The 18,877-nt window shown below is 64.9% G+C and carries 19 protein-coding genes; 7 read left to right on the forward strand and 12 right to left on the reverse strand.

Annotation, left to right across the window (positions count from 1 at the left end):
• On the reverse strand, positions 1–173 hold a 173-nt coding region (locus ING15_RS19895), incomplete at its 3' end, for an HVA1 family protein (RefSeq protein WP_408628663.1).
• Positions 174–374: 201 nt separating this feature from the next.
• On the opposite strand from ING15_RS19895, the gene ING15_RS00005 reads away from it, so the two are divergent.
• The gene (locus tag ING15_RS00005; protein ID WP_206452726.1) at positions 375–1,406 is read left to right on the forward strand and encodes a DNA topoisomerase IB; all 1,032 of its coding nucleotides are present in this window, start codon (positions 375–377) and stop codon (positions 1,404–1,406) included.
• A 13-nt stretch (positions 1,407–1,419) separates the two neighbouring features.
• Here the strand turns inward: ING15_RS00005 and ING15_RS00010 are convergent, their stop codons facing one another.
• From ING15_RS00010 to ING15_RS00030, 5 genes are all read right to left on the reverse strand, one after another.
• Entirely contained in the window at positions 1,420–2,298 is an 879-nt protein-coding gene (locus ING15_RS00010) for a patatin-like phospholipase family protein (RefSeq protein ID WP_206452727.1), read from the reverse strand.
• A gap of 4 nt (positions 2,299–2,302) precedes the next feature.
• A complete protein-coding gene (locus ING15_RS00015) occupies positions 2,303–3,634 on the reverse strand; it encodes a M16 family metallopeptidase (RefSeq protein ID WP_232845468.1) in 1,332 nt (443 codons plus the stop codon).
• A gap of 28 nt (positions 3,635–3,662) precedes the next feature.
• Positions 3,663–5,075, reverse strand: a complete 1,413-nt coding sequence (locus tag ING15_RS00020) for a M16 family metallopeptidase (protein ID WP_206452728.1) — start codon at positions 5,073–5,075, stop codon at positions 3,663–3,665.
• Positions 5,076–5,183: 108 nt separating this feature from the next.
• Complete coding sequence (gene rsmD, locus ING15_RS00025; RefSeq protein WP_206452729.1) at positions 5,184–5,744, reverse strand: 16S rRNA (guanine(966)-N(2))-methyltransferase RsmD; 561 nt, start codon at positions 5,742–5,744, stop codon at positions 5,184–5,186.
• A gap of 6 nt (positions 5,745–5,750) precedes the next feature.
• Positions 5,751–7,400 carry a pseudouridine synthase gene (locus tag ING15_RS00030; protein ID WP_206452730.1) on the reverse strand — a complete coding sequence of 550 codons (1,650 nt, stop codon included), beginning with the start codon at positions 7,398–7,400 and terminating at the stop codon, positions 5,751–5,753.
• A gap of 216 nt (positions 7,401–7,616) precedes the next feature.
• On the opposite strand from ING15_RS00030, the gene ING15_RS00035 reads away from it, so the two are divergent.
• Entirely contained in the window at positions 7,617–8,045 is a 429-nt protein-coding gene (locus ING15_RS00035; protein WP_206453210.1) for a nucleoside deaminase, read from the forward strand.
• A gap of 58 nt (positions 8,046–8,103) precedes the next feature.
• Here the strand turns inward: ING15_RS00035 and ING15_RS00040 are convergent, their stop codons facing one another.
• Both ING15_RS00040 and ileS read right to left on the reverse strand, forming a co-directional pair.
• Positions 8,104–8,784 (reverse strand): hypothetical protein, encoded by a 681-nt coding sequence (locus tag ING15_RS00040; RefSeq protein ID WP_206452731.1) that lies wholly within the window; start codon positions 8,782–8,784, stop codon positions 8,104–8,106.
• Positions 8,785–8,992: 208 nt separating this feature from the next.
• Positions 8,993–12,073 (reverse strand): isoleucine--tRNA ligase, encoded by a 3,081-nt coding sequence (ileS, locus tag ING15_RS00045; protein WP_408628656.1) that lies wholly within the window; start codon positions 12,071–12,073, stop codon positions 8,993–8,995.
• Positions 12,074–12,372: 299 nt separating this feature from the next.
• On the opposite strand from ileS, the gene ING15_RS00050 reads away from it, so the two are divergent.
• Complete coding sequence (locus ING15_RS00050; RefSeq protein ID WP_206452732.1) at positions 12,373–12,726, forward strand: hypothetical protein; 354 nt, start codon at positions 12,373–12,375, stop codon at positions 12,724–12,726.
• A gap of 50 nt (positions 12,727–12,776) precedes the next feature.
• Here ING15_RS00050 and ING15_RS00055 read toward each other — a convergent pair whose 3' ends face one another.
• From ING15_RS00055 to ING15_RS00070, 4 genes are all read right to left on the reverse strand, one after another.
• A complete protein-coding gene (locus ING15_RS00055; protein ID WP_206452733.1) occupies positions 12,777–13,115 on the reverse strand; it encodes a helix-turn-helix domain-containing protein in 339 nt (112 codons plus the stop codon).
• Positions 13,112–13,510 carry a type II toxin-antitoxin system RelE/ParE family toxin gene (locus tag ING15_RS00060; RefSeq protein ID WP_456298347.1) on the reverse strand — a complete coding sequence of 133 codons (399 nt, stop codon included), beginning with the start codon at positions 13,508–13,510 and terminating at the stop codon, positions 13,112–13,114. Before ING15_RS00060 ends, ING15_RS00055 begins: the two co-directional genes overlap by 4 nt.
• A gap of 63 nt (positions 13,511–13,573) precedes the next feature.
• A complete protein-coding gene (locus tag ING15_RS00065; protein ID WP_408628664.1) occupies positions 13,574–14,554 on the reverse strand; it encodes a bifunctional riboflavin kinase/FAD synthetase in 981 nt (326 codons plus the stop codon).
• Positions 14,554–15,387: a TIGR01459 family HAD-type hydrolase gene (locus ING15_RS00070; protein WP_408628665.1), complete on the reverse strand. Its 834-nt coding sequence runs from the start codon at positions 15,385–15,387 to the stop codon at positions 14,554–14,556. Before ING15_RS00070 ends, ING15_RS00065 begins: the two co-directional genes overlap by 1 nt.
• Before the next feature lie 315 nt (positions 15,388–15,702).
• Here ING15_RS00070 and groES point away from each other — a divergent pair, with 315 nt between their 5' ends.
• From groES to ING15_RS00090, 4 genes are all read left to right on the forward strand, one after another.
• Complete coding sequence (gene groES, locus ING15_RS00075; protein WP_009208297.1) at positions 15,703–15,999, forward strand: co-chaperone GroES; 297 nt, start codon at positions 15,703–15,705, stop codon at positions 15,997–15,999.
• Positions 16,000–16,083: 84 nt separating this feature from the next.
• Positions 16,084–17,736: a chaperonin GroEL gene (gene groL, locus ING15_RS00080; protein WP_206452736.1), complete on the forward strand. Its 1,653-nt coding sequence runs from the start codon at positions 16,084–16,086 to the stop codon at positions 17,734–17,736.
• A 214-nt stretch (positions 17,737–17,950) separates the two neighbouring features.
• Positions 17,951–18,133, forward strand: coding sequence for a CsbD family protein (locus ING15_RS00085; RefSeq protein ID WP_206452737.1), 183 nt, complete (start codon positions 17,951–17,953; stop codon positions 18,131–18,133).
• Between the two features lie 284 nt (positions 18,134–18,417).
• Positions 18,418–18,876 (forward strand): (2Fe-2S)-binding protein, encoded by a 459-nt coding sequence (locus ING15_RS00090; RefSeq protein WP_206452738.1) that lies wholly within the window; start codon positions 18,418–18,420, stop codon positions 18,874–18,876.
• Position 18,877: the final 1 nt, after the last annotated feature.

The raw sequence follows: 18,877 nt of genomic DNA on the forward strand, positions 1-18,877 counted from the left end.
GTCCATTCGGACTCCGACTTCAGTACGCGATCTCGGTCCTCCTGCTCGATAAGGCAAGTCGGAGTCTCATCGTCGGCATTGCCGGTGACATCGGTATCGTTGATTGTCCGGCTGACCTTTTCGGTGAAGCTTTCGCTCACAACACCCAACTCCGAACGGCTCCCCAATTCCATTGAATCTTATCACAGTTATTGAATTTTATCACGTTTGCATTCCCTTTTTGCACCCAGGCGACCTAAGTCTTTCCGAGCTAAAAACTCGGGTCGTTAGCCGTCCCGTCAAATCGCCGCGGCGGCAGCGGCAGCAGGAGGGAACCCGACCGGCGGAGCGGCGTTTCCAAATTCCGAATATCCGGACGATCTCACCTCCGTTTCATGAACAAGCAGCTCGCCCGCCATGCCGAACGGTTCGGCCTCCGCCTCGTCGAGCCGGAGACCTTCGCGGTCGAACGGCGACGGAACGGCAAGGGGTTTCGCATCTGTTTCGCCACAGGGCAAAAGATCACCGACAAGACCCTCAAGCAGAGAGTGAAAGCGCTCGCGATACCGCCGGCCTGGACCGATGTGCGGATCTGTCTCGAGTCGAACGGCCATATCCAGGCGATCGGCCGAGACGAGAAGGGCCGGCTGCAATACCGTTATCACGACGAATGGGTAAAGGTGCGCGACGCGGTGAAGACCGAGCGGCTGTTACGTTTCGGCCGCGCCTTGCCGAAACTCCGGCGGACTGTCGACAAGGACCTGCGCCGCAACAAGGTTGATCAGCGCACGACGTCGGCCGTCGCGACGCGGCTGATCGACGTGACGGCCATGCGTCCCGGCCACGAAAAATATGCCGCTGACGGGGGGCGGGGTGTCGCCTCGTTACGCAAGAAAAACCTTCGGATCGTCAAGAAGGTCGCGGTGCTGAAATTCGTTGGAAAGTCGAACAAGCCGCACCGCATCGAGATCGGTGACGCGCCGCTGGTGCGCTCACTGAAACGAGTGCGAAAGGGCAAGGGGCAGCGGCTTTTTCGGTTTCCGGGCCAGAAGAAGAAGCAGCGCGAGCTGACCGCGAACCTGCTGAACGACTATCTCCACGAGGCGAGCGGCGTCTCGATTTCCGCCAAGGACTTCCGCACCTTTCACGGCTCGGCCGAGGCGCTGCGTTTTCTGGTCGAAGAGGCGGGCCCCACCGCAGACACGCCGGCCAAGCGCAAGCGGGCGGTGGCAGCCGCGATGAAGTCGGTATCGGGGCTGCTGCGCAATACGCCGGCAGTGTCCCGCGCATCCTACGTGCATCCAGCGATCGTCAGCGCATTCGAGCAGCAGTGGCTTACGCAGGACATTTTGAAGGGCCGCAAGCGCGACGGGCTGACTTGCATCGAAACCGGGCTGATGCGATTCCTGGAAAACACCACGGCCTAGAACAATGGATGCGTCAACCGGCCAGCATCCGCGCTGCGGCATCCGCTCCGCTCCTGCCCGGTTCCATCTTCCCGGACAGCAGACGATCGAGCGCGCGTTTCGTTTCCTCCTTGAACGAGGCCGTCTCCTCGAGGATCTGCCGCGTGCGCAGGAAATCGAGTACCCGGTAGGCCAGAACAGGCGGCCGCAGCAGCAGATCGGGTGGGCACATCCGCAATTTGGATTCTGTGATCGACTGCATCATCAGCTGCGAGGCACCGAACATCGCCTCCATCTGCGTCGGCATAGTGTCGCCGCTGCCCACCGGACCGCCATTGACGTCGACCGCGACGACAATGGCGGCCTTGCCCCGCACCCGGTCGAAAGGCAGCGGATTGAAGATGCCGCCGTCGATCAGCACCTTGCCGTCCCTACGAACCGGACGGAACACGGCGGGGATCGCCGCCGAGGCCGCCAAAGCACTGATCAGGCTGCCACTGTGGAGTTCGCACTCGGTGCGGGCATAAAAGTCTGTCGTCATCACACCGAGGGGTATTTGCAGGCGCTCGAAGGTCGGTGGCAGATCGGCAGGCAGGAAGACGGACAACACGCGCTCGGCATCGAAGGGACCGAAGCGTAGCGCTCCGTCGATCATGAAGTCCTGGAAGGGCGTGGGCCGGGTACGCCACAGCCGGGACAACACCAGCCGCTTGCGGGCAAAGCTTTCGAGAGCGAAGGCGCGCAGCTCGGCGCCGCTCATGCCGGCGGCATAACCCGCACCCATGATCGCGCCGATCGAGGAACCGACGATCCGCTTCGGCCGCACGCCGAGTTCATCGAGCGCCTCGATTACATGGATATGGGCGATGCCACGGGCACCGCCTCCCCCAAGCGCCAGCGCGAAGTCGCTCACGCCGTCAGGCCCCGGCTGGACCGACGGTGATGACCGTGGGCTCAACCGAGAGCAGCTTGCGCGCAATCTGTTTCACCTCTTCCATCGTCACGGCGTCGATAATCGCCTCGCGGCGATCGATATAGTCATTGCCGAGATCGTCGAGCTGAATTCCCACGAGCGTCGAGGCGATTGCCAGCGACGAGTCGAGATTGCGGATGGCGTACGAGCCCTTGACATAGGCCTTTGCCTTGGCGAGTTCCTCCTTGCTCGGACCTTCCTCGGACATGCGCTTCAGCTCGTCACGGATGATCTCGATGCTTTCGGCCGCCTTGTCGGAGCGGGTCGCAGTGCTCGCGCCAAGCACCGCGGCATGATCGTAGCTGGCCAACCAGGAGCCAGCGCCATAGGCAAGACCACGCTTCTCGCGAATCTCCGTATAAAGACGCGAGGTGAACGAGCCGCCACCGAGGATGTGATTCATCAGATAGGCCGCGAAGAACTCCTCGTCGTCCCGCATGACGCCGGGAAGCGCGAACTGGATCGCCGTTTGCGGTACATCGAGCTCGACAGCGACGGTCTTGCCGGTCACCGGTTCGGTCTGTGCAATCGGCTTCAGGGTGGCCGTTTTCGGCAAGGCGCCGAAGACCTCGTCGAGGCGTTTGCCGAGCTGTTCGGGACTGATCGCGCCGACGACCCCGACATAAAGGTTGTCCCTGGCGAAATTCTTGTTGCGGAAGGCCCTCAGATCATCCGCCGTCACGGTGTCGAGGCTTTCAACCGTGCCCTCCGTCGGGCGTGAATAGGGGTGCCCGGCGAAGACGGTCTCGCGGAATGCCTTGCCCGCAAGCTCGCCCGGATCATTCTGGTCGGCAACGATACTGGCTTTGATCTGGCCGCGGATGCGCGCCACCGGCTCCTCGTCGAAACGCGGATCGTTGACCGACAGCTTCAGGAGATCGAAGGCATCGTCCTCAAACTCCACGATGGTGCGGAAGTTGCCGGAGAAATTGTCGAGGCTGGCGTCATAGCTCAGCGAGACACCGAGATCGTCGAGACGTGCCTGAAATGCACGACTGTCGATCTCGCCGGCGCCCTCGTCGAGAAGGCCTGACATCAAATTGGCGGTGCCTTCGTTTCCCTCTGGATCTTGGGTCGAGCCGGCGCCCTTGAAGGCAAATTTCATGGCAATCAAGGGATTGGTATAGTCCTCGACGAGCAGGGCCTTGATACCGCCGGGGCTCGTCACTTCCTGGATTTCGACGGCACCGACCGGGCCGAGCGAGGCAAACGAAAGCCCCAGCGACAGGGTCAGGGCGGCGATGGCGCCGGATAATGGCTTGGCGAATGGCTTCAACGGTTTTTTCCTTCCGCGATGCGACAAATCAGGAGCGGGTCTCGGCGCCTGGCTCCGGCAGGAGGTAGCCGGTCACCGAGCGCTTCGGCTGGAGATATTTGCGTGCCGCCGCAGTGACGTCCTCGACGGTGACCGCCTCGATCCGCTCGGGCCAGCCCTCGACATCGGCAATGGTACGGCCGGTCGAGAGCGCCGCCGCGTATCGCCGCGCCATCGAGGTCTGGCTGTCGCGCTGGTAGATGACGTCCTTGCGGACCCGGTTCCTGGCGCGCTCCAGCTCCTCTTCGGTGATGCCCTTTTCGACGATGCGGTCGATTTCGGCGTCGATCGCCGTCTCGATCGCGTCAAGGGTCGCCTCGCCGCGCGGCATGCCGTAGACGACGAATTGCCCCTCTTCCAGCGCCGTTCCGGCGTAATGGGCACCGGCGCTGGCCGCGATCGCCTTGTCGACGACGAGGCTGCGGTACAGCCGGCTAGTGGTGCCGCCGCCGAGGACGTCGGCCAAGACATCGAGCGCTTCGGCCTCACCCGGCTGGGCGGTCGTATCGGAGGGCGCGAGATAGGTCCGTTGCATCGACGGCTGGGTGACGCGCGCGTCGGTCAGCGTCACCGTCCGCGCGGCTAGCGGCTCGGGCTCGACCGGCCGGACGCGCTCTCCCGGCTCGGCGCGGCGCGCGACCTTGCCATAGGTCTTTTCGGCCAGCCGACGGACTTCGGCCTCTGTCACGTCGCCGGCGATCAGCAGGATCGCATTGTTGGGCGTATAATATTTGTCGTAGAAGGCGATAGCGCCGTCCCGCGACAGCGCCTCGATCTCCGAGCGCCAGCCGATCACCGGATCGCCATAGGGGCTGTTCTGAAACAGCGCCGCCTGGACGGCTTCGGAGAGCTGCGAGCCGGGATCGTTGTCGACGCGCGACCGGCGCTCTTCCAGAATAACGTCGCGCTCGGGGGCCACCGTTTCCTCGGAAAGGACGAGGTTCTCCATCCGGTCCGCCTCGAAGGTCATGACCATTTCCAGCGCATCCGCCGGAACCTGCTGATAATAGCCGGTATAGTCCGAGGTGGTGAAGGCGTTCTCCTGGCCGCCGATCTCGGCGACGGCCCGCGAGAAGGTTCCTTCCGGGTTGGTCTTGGTGCCCTTGAACATCAAATGCTCGAAGAAGTGGGCGATGCCGCTTTCGCCGGGCGCCTCGTCCGCCGCGCCGACCTTGTAGTAGAGCATCTGGGTCACGACCGGGGCGCGATGGTCGGGCAGGACCACGACCTGCAGCCCGTTGTCGAGCATGAAGGTCGAAAGCGCGGCGGCCTTCTCCGTCGTGGCCTGCTGCGTCGCGGCCTCGGCCTTCGGTGCGGCCACCGTCTCGGCACGGGCCGCGAGCGGCAAAGCGAATGCGACGGCGAGAGCCGAAAGGCCGATCTGGCGCGGGAAAAGCTTCATCGTTCGGTCTGGTCCTCGTTCGACGGGGCTGGTCAGGAAAGCCCGGACTATGACGGATCGCAGGAATTGGGGCCAATTACGGTTTAGTTAGGTCGCCGGGTTCAAGGATCACAGCTGCGGCGTGGCCAGAAAGCGCAAGACCGTGTCGCCCATGGCGCGTTGCTCTTCCAGCATGAAACCCTCCGGCGTCTCGAACGGGGCCGAGACCGCATCCTCGACCACGGCGAGCGCGCCCTGCTTCAGCCAGCCGCCGTCGCGGGCGGAGACCAGCGCCGCCTCGCCGAGCCGCTTGCCGTAGGGCGGGTCGGCGAACAGGCAGGAGAACGGCTCCATCGTTCCGACGCCGCCGAGCCGCGTCGCGTCGCGCCGGAAGATCTTCGACCGCCCCTGCAGCCCGAAGGCCTCGACATTCTCGCGCACGAGCCCCCGGCCCTCGACGCCCTCCTCGACGAAGAGGCAAAAGCGGGCGCCGCGCGACAAGGCTTCCAGCCCCAGCGCCCCGGTGCCCGCGAACAGATCGAGCACCCGCGCCCCGTCGAGCGTGAAGCCGCGCCGGTGGGCCAGCATGTTGAACAGGGTCTCGCGGTTGCGATCCGTGGTCGGGCGGGTCGCGTCGGTTTTCGGCGTCGCCAGGCGGCGGCCGCGAAATTCACCGCCGACGATGCGCATCGCGGCTCAGCCCTTGCGCGGTGGTCGCGGGCCGCGCGGCCTGTCGCCGCCCTCCCGCCCGGTCGAACCGGCGCCGGCCGACGGCCTGCCCGCGCCTCCCGGCCCCCGGCGCTGCGGCCGATCCTGGGCCGCCAGCCCCTTCTTCGTGCCCTGCGGCCGGGCGCCCGGCGCCATCCAGACATTGGCCGAACGCTTGCCCTCCCCGAACGGCTTCTTGCTCGCCGGCTTGTCGCCGTCGGCAGACGCCGCGCCGCGGTCGCCATAGGGCTTCTTCGGACCGTCAAAGCGCTTGCCGGCATCGCCTCGCTCCGGCCTGTCCGGCCGGTCGCCGCGCTGCGGTCGCGGCGCGCGTGTATCCAGGCGGCCGAGGACATCCTCGCGCTTGGCCTCGCGGGTGCGCTTCTTGTTCGGCGCCGTCTCGCTCGCCGAAATCCAGTCGCCGCGCTTGACGGGCCGCAAATCCTCGGTCGGCTGCTCTGCCTCGACCGGCTTGTTGGAGAAGGGCTTGGCGACCGGCGCGTCGAAATCGGCGCCGGCCTCCTCGATCAGGCGATCGCCGAGCTGGTCGCGCAGCGTCCGGCCCTTGATTTCCTGCACCGAGCCCTCGGGGAGATCACCCAGCTGGAAGGGGCCGAAGGAGAGCCGGATCAGGCGATTCACGTCCAGGCCGAGATGGGCGAGGACGCGCTTGACCTCGCGGTTCTTGCCTTCACGCAGGCCCAGCGTCAGCCAGACATTGGAGCCCTGCTCGCGGTCGAGAGTGGCCTCGATCGCGCCATAGAAGACGCCGTCGATGGCGATGCCCTGACGCAACTCGTCGAGACGCGCCTGGTCGATCGCGCCATGGGCGCGCACCCGGTAGCGGCGCAACCAGCCGGTTGCCGGCAGTTCGAGGATTCGCGCCAGACCTCCGTCATTGGTCAGGAGCAGCAGGCCCTCGGTGGTGATATCGAGCCGGCCGACGGTGAGGACGCGCGGCATATCCTTCGGCAACCGCTCGAAAACAGTCGGACGCCCTTCCGGATCGCGGTTCGTCGTCACCGTTCCGGCCGGCTTGTGGAACAGCCACAACCGCGTGCGCTCGATCGCCGGCAGCGGTGCGCCGTCGATCTCGATCCGGTCGGCTGCGGTCACGTCCAGCGCCGGCGTGTCGAGCAGCTTGCCATTCACCCGCACCCGACCGTCGGCGATCATGCCCTCGGCGTCGCGGCGCGAGGCAATCCCCGCCCGCGCCAGCCGCCGGGCGATCCGCATCTTGCCCGGCATCGCGGCGTCCGCGTCGGCTCGTGCCGGCCGATCCGTCCGCGGCGGCCGCCCGCCTTTGTCCGCGTGCCTTGGCTGGCGCTCGGCGCTTTTGGAATCGTGATCGAGCCGCCCATAGCTGCGAGGCTTCGAGGCCATGCCTTCGCCGCTTCCGCTCCGAGGCCCGCCATGGGAGACCATCCCCCGGCTGCGCGGCGTGAATGGCTTATCTGACGAGGGACGCTCGCCGCGTGGCTGGCCGGCGTCCGGCCGATCCCCGGTCGGGGCCTCAACGCGCGACCGGAAGGGGCGTTTTTCACCGCCGCCGCCACCCTTGCCGCCGCGCGCACCGCTGCCACTACCCGGTTTGCGGCCGCGGCCTTTCCTGTCGTCGCCGTTCGTCGTATCGCTCATGCCATTGCCTTTGCTGCGGCGGACCCTGGCCTGGGGAACCCCTCAGATCGAGAAACGCGCCCTTGTCCGGCATGCCGGATCGGCTAAAAAACCGGTCTCAGGCGCGGCGAGGGGCTCGACGATGCGTCTAGCCGATCCGCGCACCGGCCGTGGATCGCTCTAACAGGTCGTTACCCCCGGAGCGAGAGGAACCCGGCCGTGGCCAATCAGAATTTCATGGACGTCGCGCTCAAGGAAGCCCGCGACGCGGCCGAACGCGGCGAGACGCCGGTCGGCGCAGTCGTCGTACGGGCCGGGAAAATCCTCGCCCGGGCGGGCAACGAAACGCGCGCGCGTAACGATCCGACCGCCCATGCCGAAATCCTCGTTATTCGAGAAACCGCGATGGCACTCGGCTCCGAACGGCTGCCGGACTGCGATCTCTATGTCACGCTCGAGCCCTGTGCCATGTGCGCGGCGGCAATCTCCTTCGCGCGCATCCGGCGGCTTTACTTCGGCGCCGGCGACCCGAAGGGCGGCGCCGTCGAGGCGGGGCCACGGTTCTTCAGCCAGCCGACCTGCCACCATGCACCGGACGTCTACGCGGGGATCGCGGAAAGCGCGAGCGCCTCGATCCTGCGCGAATTCTTTCGCGCCAGACGCTGAGACCGACAGGCCGCAAAACGTCAAGGCCAGATGCGGCTCCAGCGCTTCGCCCAGGCGATCAGAACGGCAACAGGTTGCGGATTTTCGAACCGAGGCCGCCGTCGCTGCCGCGCATTCGCCGCTCCTTGACACTCTCGTCCTCGCCGGGATCGCCGACCGGCGCCGTGGCCGCGGGCTTGCGATAGGCAACCGGCGGCTCGCTCAGATATCTGCGCTGGGTCGCGCTGCCCTGCTGACCTTCGCGAAGACGCTGGCGGACCAGTTCGCCGCGACCTCTCAGTTCTTCGGGGGAAAGCGTGGTGTCGCGGCTGTTACTGTCGAATTTGTGGCCACTACGAGTCGTGCGATCGAGATAGGCTTGGGTCACGCCTTCCTTTCGCGCCGTCGCGATATCGGCGGGCAGCGGCCCATCGCCCTGATAGGCGGCCGCCTGCAGACGCGCCGCGCGCTGCTCCGGCGATTCCGGCCAATTGGGATCGTCAGTCGTATTGCGGGCCGCCTGCGGCGGCGGCAAAATGCTGGTGTTCTCGGGCTTCACCAGTTCCGGGCGCGGCGCATAGGCGATCTCGGCGCCATTATCGCCGCCGCCCCCGAGTGAAACCATGTTGTTGAGGTCGTCGAACAGCGTCTCGCCCTGCGACTTGCCGGTGCCATAGGTCGGCCCCAGACAGCCGGAGAGGGCCAGCGTCACCGCGCCGAGGGCGATCGCGTGAAACGCGAGCCGAACTGTCTTCATCATACGATACGGCCCCCTAGCCGAATTTGCCGCCCTCACGTCAGCGGAGGGGCGGCGTCCGGCATTCGCCGGAAGCGGCCCGCGCATGCCACGAAATTCAGGCGAATTCCGGGCGTATTTTTAAGACTCTCTCCATCACCACGCAACCGCGGTTGGCGGTTTTACCCCGCAATCTTCGATGGAAGGGCCACCGCCGACGCGATTTATGAGCCTATAGCGAACCTTCAGCCTCCTGGAGGACGCGCGCCGTCGTCACGCCCAATTCCCGCAAAGCCGCAGCGTCCCGCGCCGATACGTAAGGGAAATCGGCATCCGAGCCGACATCATCGGTGATCTTCCAGGATCGGGCGCATTTCGTCCCCTGCGCCTTGCGGAAGACGACGGCGATGCCGGGCGTGTCGACCAAGCGAAATGCCTCGACCGGAGCCGGCTCGGCGGAAATGTCGAGGCCGCTGGTGATGGCGATCTCGGCGAAGTCGACGGACGCGGCCAAAGCGCGCAGATCAGCGTCTTCGAGATAAACGACCGGCGCGGCCTCCAGCGACGAGCCGATGGTCTTCGCCCGCCGCTGTTCCTCCAGCGCGCCCATGACGACGCGCCGGACCCGGCGCAACTTCTGCCAGCGGGCGGCGAGCGCGTCGTCGCGCCAAGCCGGATCGACATCGCGGAAGGATTCCAGATGCACCGACCGCGCCTCCGTATAGCGCGACAGCCACGCCTCCTCCATGGTGAAGGGCAGCATCGGCGCGAGCCAGGTCACGAGATGGTCGAACAGCGTGCGCACGACCTGCAGCGCAGCCTTGCGGCGGACCGCCGACGGCGGATCGCAATACAGCGAATCCTTGCGGATGTCGAAGTAGAAGGCCGACAGCTCGACCACGACGAAATCGAGCAGTGCGCGGCTGATCCGCTTGAAGTCGAAGGAATCGTAGCCCTTGCGGACCACCTCATCGAGCTCGGCGAGCCGGTGCAGCATCAGCCGCTCCAACTCCGGCATCTCGGCCAGCGGCACCGTCTCGCCCGTGTCGTGGGCGAGCGTTCCGAGCATCCACCGGAGCGTGTTGCGCAGCTTGCGATAGCTGTCGATGTTGGTCTGCAGGATCGTCTTGCCGATCCGCTGGTCCTCCGTGTAATCGGTCGTGACGACCCACAAGCGCAGAATATCGGCGCCGGACTGCTTGATGATGTCCTGCGGAAAGGTCTGGTTGCCGAGAGACTTCGACATCTTCCGCCCCTCCTCGTCCATGGTAAAGCCATGGGTCACCACCGCGTTATAAGGCGCCCGGCCGCGCGTGGCGCAGGATTCCAGCAGCGAGGAGTGGAACCAGCCGCGATGCTGGTCGGAGCCTTCGAGATAAAGATCGGCCGGCCATTTCAGGTCGGGCCGCTTTTCCAGGCAGAAGGCATGGGTCGAGCCGGAATCGAACCAGACGTCGAGAATGTCGCGGACCATGGTCCATTTCGCCGGATCGTGCTCGTTGCCGAGAAAACGCTCCTTGGCGCCATCGGCGAACCAGGCGTCGGCGCCCTCTTCCGCGAAGGCTTCCAGGATGCGAGCGTTGACCGCTTCGTCCTTGAGGATCGCGCCATTCTCGTCGGCGAAGACGCAGATCGGCACCCCCCAGGCCCTTTGCCGGGAGAGCACCCAGTCCGGCCGGTCGGCGATCATGCCGCGCAGCCGGTTCTGGCCGGAGGCCGGAACGAAGCGGGTGGCGTCGATGGCGGTGAGCGCACGGGACCGCAGAGTGTCCTCGCCGGAAACGCCGGCGGGGCGCCCATAGCCGCCGAGGTCCTTGTCCATATGGACGAACCATTGCGGGGTGTTCCTGAAGATCACCGGCTTCTTCGACCGCCAGCTATGCGGATACTGGTGCTTCAACCGGCCGCGCGCCAGCAGATTGTTCCGCTCGATCAGCGCGGCGATGACGCGCTTGTTGGCGTCGCCCTTCTTGCCCTTGTCGTCGATGACGCGCGCGGGACCGCCTTCGGCGTCCGGACCGAAGCCCGGCGCGTCGCGAGTGTAGAAACCGTCGTCATCGACGGTAAAGGGGATCGCCGTGTCGATGCCGCGCGCTTCGAGATCGCGCCGCGCCTCCATCCAGGCGTCGAAATCCTCGCGGCCGTGGCCGGGCGCGGTGTGGACGAAGCCGGTGCCGGCCTCGTCGGTGACGTGCTCGCCGGCGAGAAGGGGAACGGCGAAGCCATAGCCGCCGGCGAGGCCCTTGAGCGGGTGGTCGCAGGTCAGCACGGCGAGTTCGTCCGCCATGACGTCGGCAACGCGCCGGAATCCCTCCTCTGGAACGCGGCCCTTGGCGAAAACGTCGGCGGCGAGAGCGTCGGCGAGGACGAACTTTTCGCCCTGCATAGCCCAGCGCGGAGTGTCAGCGTCGTCCGGCGCGGTGACCTCGTAAAGGCCATAGGCAATGCGCGGTGAGAAGGCGATCGCCCGGTTGCCGGGAATCGTCCATGGCGTCGTTGTCCAGATGACCACAGAGGCACTCAGAAGCGCATTTCGTTTGGCGGCGGCCGAGTCAAATGCAGCGTCCATCGAGTTCGCAAAGCCGCTTGATTTATCGCTCTGGCCGATAGCCTCCCGCACCGGAAACTTCACCCAGACCGTATCCGACTCGTAATCGTCGTACTCGACCTCGGCCTCGGCCAGCGCGGTCTTTTCCACTACCGACCACATGATCGGCTTGGAGCCGCGATAAAGCTGGCCGGACATGGCGAATTTCAGCAGCTCGCCGGCGATCACCGACTCCGCCCCATAGGCCATGGTCAGATACGGGTCCTTGAAGTCGCCCTCGACGCCGAGGCGGCGGAATTCCTCGCTCTGGACGCTCACCCAATGGGCGGCGAAGTCGCGGCATTCCTTGCGGAACTCGTTGACCGGCACCTCGTCCTTGTTCTTGCCCTTTGCCCGGTACTGTTCCTCGATCTTCCACTCAATCGGCAGGCCGTGGCAATCCCAGCCGGGGACGTAATTGGAATCGTAGCCGCGCATCTGGAACGAGCGGGTGACGACGTCCTTGAGGATCTTGTTGAGCGCGTGGCCGATATGCAGATGCCCGTTGGCATAGGGCGGCCCGTCATGCAGGACGTATTTCGGCCGGCCCGCCGATTCCTTGCGCAAGGTGCCGTAGAGATCCATCGCGTCCCATTTGACGATCCATTCCGGCTCGGCCTTGGGCAGGCCGGCGCGCATCGGAAAGTCGGTCTCGGGCAGGAACAGCGTCTTGGAATAGTCGACGGTGCCGTCGGGGGTCTTGGTGTCGCTCATGATGTCAGCCATGTCGTCCGCCGCGAACAAAGCACGGCACAAAGGAAAAAAGCGGTGGTGGCGCGGCGGCCGGCAAACCCGGACCCTCCCCGGCAGAAGCCGGTCAGAAGGCCGGGCGGCTAATTCGTATGACGAAATGCGCGCGCGGACTGAGCATGGCCCGAGCCTTTAGCAAGTCCGGCCAGCGAAGGAAAGGCGCGCGATGGACACCCTCAAGCGCGGAGACTCGCGCTGGCTCCCAGGCCAAAAGACATAATTTGGACGCCGTACTCCGGCATCACTATCTACAAGCCAGATAGACAGAGGTCGCGATGCCCCATCTCTTTCGCTTTCTCGCCCGCAACGCGCTGATCGGCTTTTGTGCCGCCGCGTTCTTCGTCGCCGTGCTGGCGCTTGCCGATATCGGCGGTTTCGGGACGGTGATCGCCCGCTCGGATTCCGGCTCGCTGGCGATCGGGCTGGTTATCTATTTCCTCGGCCTCACCTTTTCGAGCGTTCAGATCGGCATGGTGATCATGCTCAACGGGCGCTTTCCCGACGATGACGAGGGTCCGAAGGGGGGCAAGCGCAAACGCTTGGCCGGGTGGCTCTCTCCCCCGGCCGCTCGCTCGCCGATCATGGTGCCGGCTCCGGCGCCGAGACCAAGGCGGCCGCTTCGCGGGTAGATCGACCGCAGACGCGCACATTGCAATGCGCTGTTCATCTCAAGCGACCGTCATCGCGAGGTCGAGCGCTCATCATGACCGCTCAACGTATTCAGATGAACGGGGGGATGGTCGGGAAAGGTGACGACCAGATCCAGTTCGCCGCCCATCGCTTCGATATAGCTGCGCAGTGTCGACAGAAGCACGTCCGAACGCTTTTCCAGGCGCGAGATATTATCCTGGGTGACGCCCAAGACCTCCGCAAGGCGGACCTGGGTCATTTCGCGTGCTTTGCGCAGCTCCTGAAGCGTCTTGTATTCGGCGATCAGGTTTTTCGAGCGGGCCTTTGCCTGCTTCCTTTGCTCGGCCGTCATGTGTCTTGCAAAGACATGCTTTGCCGAAACCGTCATGGCGAACCTCCTTTCAATTCATCGAGATGCTGATCAAAGCGCTTATCGGCTATCGTCAGGAGCTTCTTGTAAAAGCGCTTTTCGTTCGATCCGGACTTATCGCCGCCGACGAGCAGAATGGCTTTTCTTTCAGGGTCGAACGCATAGGCGACCCGCCACACACCGTTATCTGCCTTAAAACGAAGCTCCTTCATATTGGCGTGCTTCGATCCGTTCAGCGTATCGGCATGGGGACGACTCAGCGCCGGGCCAAACTCTTCCAGCAGGCCGACCACCGCCGCCAGTTCGATCTTTACCCCATCGGCGAATTCGCCAAACTCGTCCGCAAATTCACCGTGGAAGCTGACGGCCCAAACCATATCGTGGATTATGCACTCAAAGCCATATGCTTTCAAGCACATATATAGCCTGACCGGCCGTCCAACCCGCCAGCGGCGGTGGCGTCATCGGCGGCTTCGTCAGAAGGAAATTGCGTTATCCAGCGCCGACAGCGGCGCCACGCCCGCGAGCAAGGCCCGCGCCTCTGCAGTGTCGCGATCCATCCGGGCGACAAGCGCCTCGGCGCTCTCGAAACGCGCCTCGCCGCGCAAGAAGGCGAAGATCGAGACGTCGACTGCCTCGCCATAAAGATCGCCGGAAAAGTCGAACAGGAAGGTCTCGAACAGCGCCGCACCATTGTCGAAGGTTGGTCGGCGGCCGAAGCTGGCGACGCCGTCATGGAGCGTGCCGTCGGGCCGGCGCAGGCGCACGGCATAGATGCCGTGTTTCAGCATATCGTCCGGTTCAAGCAGCAGATTGGCGGTGGGATAGCCTAGCGTGCGGCCGAGCTTCTGGCCGTGGCGTATCTCGCCGCGGATCGTCCAGCGATAGCCGAACAGGCCGGCGGCCTCAGCGACGCTGCCGGCTTCGAGCAACGCGCGGATGCGGCTCGACGACACTGTCTCACCGCCCTCATCAGTGAAAGCCGGCACCAGCGTCACACCAAAGCCCTGGCGTGGGCCCGCCTCGGCAAGGGTTTGCGGGGTGCCGCCGCGTTTGGCGCCATAATGGAAGTCGAAACCCGCGACCACATGATGGGACTTCAGGCAATCGACGAGAACGGTTTCGACGAAGGCGTCCGGTTCCAGCGCGGCAAAGTCCCGGTCGAAAGGCTGCTCGACCACCGCGTCGAAGCCGAGCGCCCCGAGCAGCCGTGCTTTCATCGGCGCCGGCGTCAATCGTGCCACCGGCATGTCGGGACGGAAGACCGTGCGCGGATGCGGCTCGAAGGTGAGGCAGACGAGCGGCCGGCCCTCGGCCGCGGCCAATTCGCGCGCGACCGCGAGCACCGCCTGGTGGCCGCGATGCACGCCGTCGAAATTGCCGACCGCGACGATGCAGCCGGCAAGGCTCTCGGGGATGTCCGCAATGCCGCCAAGTCGCAGCGCGGCGCCTTTCATCATGCCAGCGCCGCCATGAAATAGCGGGCGTCGAGACCGCGTTCGCGCAAGACCCGCGCAACCGCCTCGGCGTCGGGGCTCGACCCGCCGAACTCGTCGCCGTGGACGCCGTCGGTGATCAGCAGCACGTCGATGCCGAAATCATTGGCGCCCTTGATGTCGGTCATCAGGCCGTCGCCGATGGCGAGAATGCGCGCGCGATCGGACATGCCCGCCACCCGGGTCGCCACGTCGTAGATCGGCCGATGTGGCTTGCCCGCGAGATGGACCGTCGCTCCGAGAGCGGCATAGTCGCGCGCCAGCGCGCCGGCACAGTAAATCAACCGGTCGCCGCGATGCACGACGATGTCGGGATTGGCGCAGATCATCGGCAGACTGCGGGAATGCAGGCGGGACAGCAGATCGCCATAGTCCGCGGGCGTCTCGGCCTCGTCATCGTAAAGACCGGTCGCCACAATCGCCGCCGCGTCCGTCGCGTCGACCCGCTCGACGCCCAGCCCGTCGAACAGCTCGATGTCCCGTGCCGGGCCGAGATGGAAGACCGGCCCGCCGGTTTCCGCGATCAGCGCGCGGGTGGCGTCGCCGGAGGTGACGACCGCATCATAGGCGTCGCGCGAAAACTCCAGCGCATCGAGTTGCCCGACGACGCTGGCCGAAGGGCGCGGCGAATTGGTCAACAGGACCACTTTGGCGCCCGCCGCGCGCGCGGCCTCCAAGGCGGCTTCGGCGGCCGGGTGCTTGCGCTCGCCATTGTGGACGACGCCCCACACATCGCAGAACAGCGCGTCGTAGCCGGTGGAAATTTCGGCCAGAGCCTTTATCTTGCGACTAATGCCGGAAAAACCGGAAGTGGTGCTATGCATCGACGGCCCGCTGTCTTTCAACTCATCGCCCGAGGCGATAGAGGGGGGCCGTCGACGGGTCAAGGCAATGGTCCGGTCAGGCCGGTGGCCCGTGGGAAAGAGTTTTATCCGGCCTGGCCAGACATAAAAAATCCAGTCGTTCCCCGTGCCCGACATCTTGACACCAGGCCGCGCGTCACCCTATCTGCCTCGTCGTTAGCACTCTCCATTGGTGAGTGCCAAATTCTTCGAGCCGGGTCCCGTTCTGGGTCCGGCCGTATTCGTTCAACGAAGGGTTCAACGAACATGGCAGCTGTGAATTTCCGTCCCCTGCACGATCGCGTCGTGGTACGCCGGGTGGAATCCGAAGCGAAGACCGCTGGCGGAATCATCATTCCGGACACGGCCAAGGAAAAGCCCCAGGAAGGCGAGATCATCGCCGTCGGCTCCGGCGCACGTGACGAGTCCGGCAAGGTGGTTCCGCTCGACGTCAAGGCCGGCGACCGCGTGCTGTTCGGCAAATGGTCGGGCACTGAGGTCAAGCTCAACGGCGAAGACCTCCTGATCATGAAGGAATCCGACATCATGGGCGTCGTCGCCTAAGGCCGGCTCTCCGCCCACGAGACGAATTTCCACGAAACTTCAAACGGCGCGGCCTTCGATGGCGCGCCCGGGAGAATTAAGACCATGGCAGCTAAAGAAGTAAAATTCGGCCGCGACGCACGTGAACGCATGCTGCGCGGCGTCGACATCCTCGCCGACGCGGTGAAGGTGACCCTCGGCCCGAAGGGCCGCAACGTCGTCATCGACAAGTCCTTCGGCGCGCCGCGCATCACCAAGGACGGCGTCACCGTCGCCAAGGAGATAGAGCTCGAGGACAAGTTCGAGAACATGGGCGCCCAGATGGTGCGCGAAGTGGCCTCGAAGACCAACGACAAGGCCGGCGACGGCACCACCACGGCGACCGTCCTCGCCCAGGCGATCGTTCGCGAGGGTGGCAAGTCGGTTGCCGCCGGCATGAACCCGATGGACGTCAAGCGCGGCATCGACATGGCCGTTATCAAGGTCGTCGAAGCCCTGCAGTCGTCGGCCCGCAAGATCGAGACCTCGGACGAAGTCGCCCAGGTCGGCACTATCTCGGCCAATGGCGAGAAGGAAATCGGCGAGATGATCGCCGCTGCCATGCAGAAGGTCGGCAACGAGGGTGTCATCACCGTCGAGGAAGCCAAGACCGCCGAGACCGAGCTCGAAGTCGTCGAGGGCATGCAGTTCGACCGCGGCTACCTGTCGCCTTACTTCGTGACCAACCCGGAGAAGATGGTCGCCGAGCTCGAGGATGCCTACATCCTCCTGCACGAGAAGAAGCTCTCCAACCTCCAGGCGCTGCTGCCGGTCCTCGAGTCCGTCGTGCAGTCCTCCAAGCCCTTGGTGATCATCGCCGAGGACGTCGAGGGCGAGGCGCTCGCCACGCTGGTCGTCAACAAGCTGCGTGGCGGCCTGAAGATCGCCGCCGTCAAGGCGCCGGGCTTCGGTGATCGCCGCAAGGCCATGCTCGAGGACATCGCCGTCCTCACCGGTGGCCAGGTCATCTCCGAGGACCTCGGCATCAAGCTCGAGAATGTCACGCTCGACATGCTCGGCCGCGCCAAGAAGGTCTCGATCACCAAGGAAAACACCACCATCGTCGATGGTGCCGGTGAGAAAGAGCAGATCCAGGCCCGTGTCGGCCAGATCAAGGGCCAGATCGAGGAGACCACCTCGGACTACGACAAGGAGAAGCTGCAGGAGCGTCTCGCCAAGCTCGCTGGCGGCGTCGCGGTCATCCGCGTCGGCGGTGCGACCGAGGTCGAGGTCAAGGAAAAGAAGGATCGCGTCGACGACGCGCTCAACGCGACCCGCGCGGCCGTCGAAGAGGGTATCGTCGCCGGTGGTGGCGTCGCTCTCCTGCGCGCCTCCAACGCCCTGACGATCAAGGGCGAGAACCAGGACCAGGAAGCCGGCATCACCATCGTGCGCCGCGCGCTCCAGGCCCCGCTTCGCCAGATCGTCACCAATGCCGGCGCCGAGGGTTCCATCATCGTCGGCAAGATCCTCGACAATTCGTCGGTGACCTACGGCTACAACGCCCAGTCGGGCGAGTATGGCGACATGGTCCAGATGGGCATCGTCGATCCGGTCAAGGTCGTTCGCTCCGCGCTCCAGGATGCGGCTTCGGTCGCCGGCCTGCTGGTCACCACCGAGGCGATGATCTCGGAGGCTCCCAAGAAGGACTCGGCCGGCGGCGGCATGCCTGGTGGTATGCCCGGCGGCATGGGCGGCATGGGCGGCATGGACTTCTAAGAAGCCGTCAGGGCTTCGCGGAAGACCATCAAGCCGCCCAGCACCGAAAAGCACTGTAACGATCTGGAAGGGGCTCGGCATCGCCGGGCCCCTTCCCTTTTGCGCGCCCGGCGAACGAATTCCCGCTCGGCCAAGGGAACGCGACCTAAAAAAATGCGTTTGTTCTCCGAAGCCCGGCGGTTCGCCGGACTATTTTTCTGAAAGGAATGGAATCATGGTCGACAAGAACGAGATCAAGGGTGGCGCCAAGGAAATGGGCGGCAACATTAAGGAAGCGGCTGGAAAGGCGGTTGGCAACGAGCGCATGGAAGCCGAGGGCACGGTCGATCAGGCCGAGGGCAAGACGCAGAAGAACTACGGCAAGGTCAAGGATGCTGCGCGCGACCAGATGAAGTGACCATTGGTCGCACCGGACCGACATCGAGGGCTGCTCCATGGCTGGAGCGGCCCTTTTGTTTCGGCCCCCTCGTCAGCGTCAGTGGGCAACGACTGCCTGCCATCACCGCCGTGATCGCTGTCAGTGGGTTCGCCCACCGGCTGTAGGCGAACACAGAGTTCGTTTTCCCGCCGGACAGCTGCACTTGTCTCGCGCAAGGCCACGGCTAAATTTTAGTGAATTCTAATTTTCGGTCGCATGGGATCTCCGGCCGCTCCCTTTCAGCCAACCGCAAGGAGGCTCGCTTGATCAATTTCACGCTTAACGGCGAAGAGAAGACGTTCGACGGTGATCCCGACACACCGCTGCTGTGGGTGATCCGCGACGCGGAAAAACTGACCGGCACGAAATATGGCTGCGGCATCGCCCAATGCGGCGCCTGTACCGTCCATCTCGACGGCATGACCCGTCGCTCCTGCATTACCCCCATCTCCACGGTCGACGGCTCCACCGTTACCACCATCGAGGGGGCCGAGGGTCGCGAGGCCGAGGCGGTCCAGGCTGCCTGGACGGCGATCGACGTGCCCCAATGCGGCTATTGCCAGTCCGGCCAGATCATGTCGGCTGTCTCACTGCTGCAGTTCAATCCCGAGCCGAGCGACGAGGACATCGACAACGCCATGGCCGGCAACATTTGCCGTTGCGCCACCTATGTCCGCATCCGTCAGGCGATTCACGACGCCGCCGCGAAGCTGGAGGGCTGAC

The sequence above is a fragment of the Aurantimonas marina genome (genome assembly GCF_017183135.1).
GTDB classification, from domain to species: Bacteria; Pseudomonadota; Alphaproteobacteria; order Rhizobiales; family Rhizobiaceae; genus Aurantimonas; species Aurantimonas marina.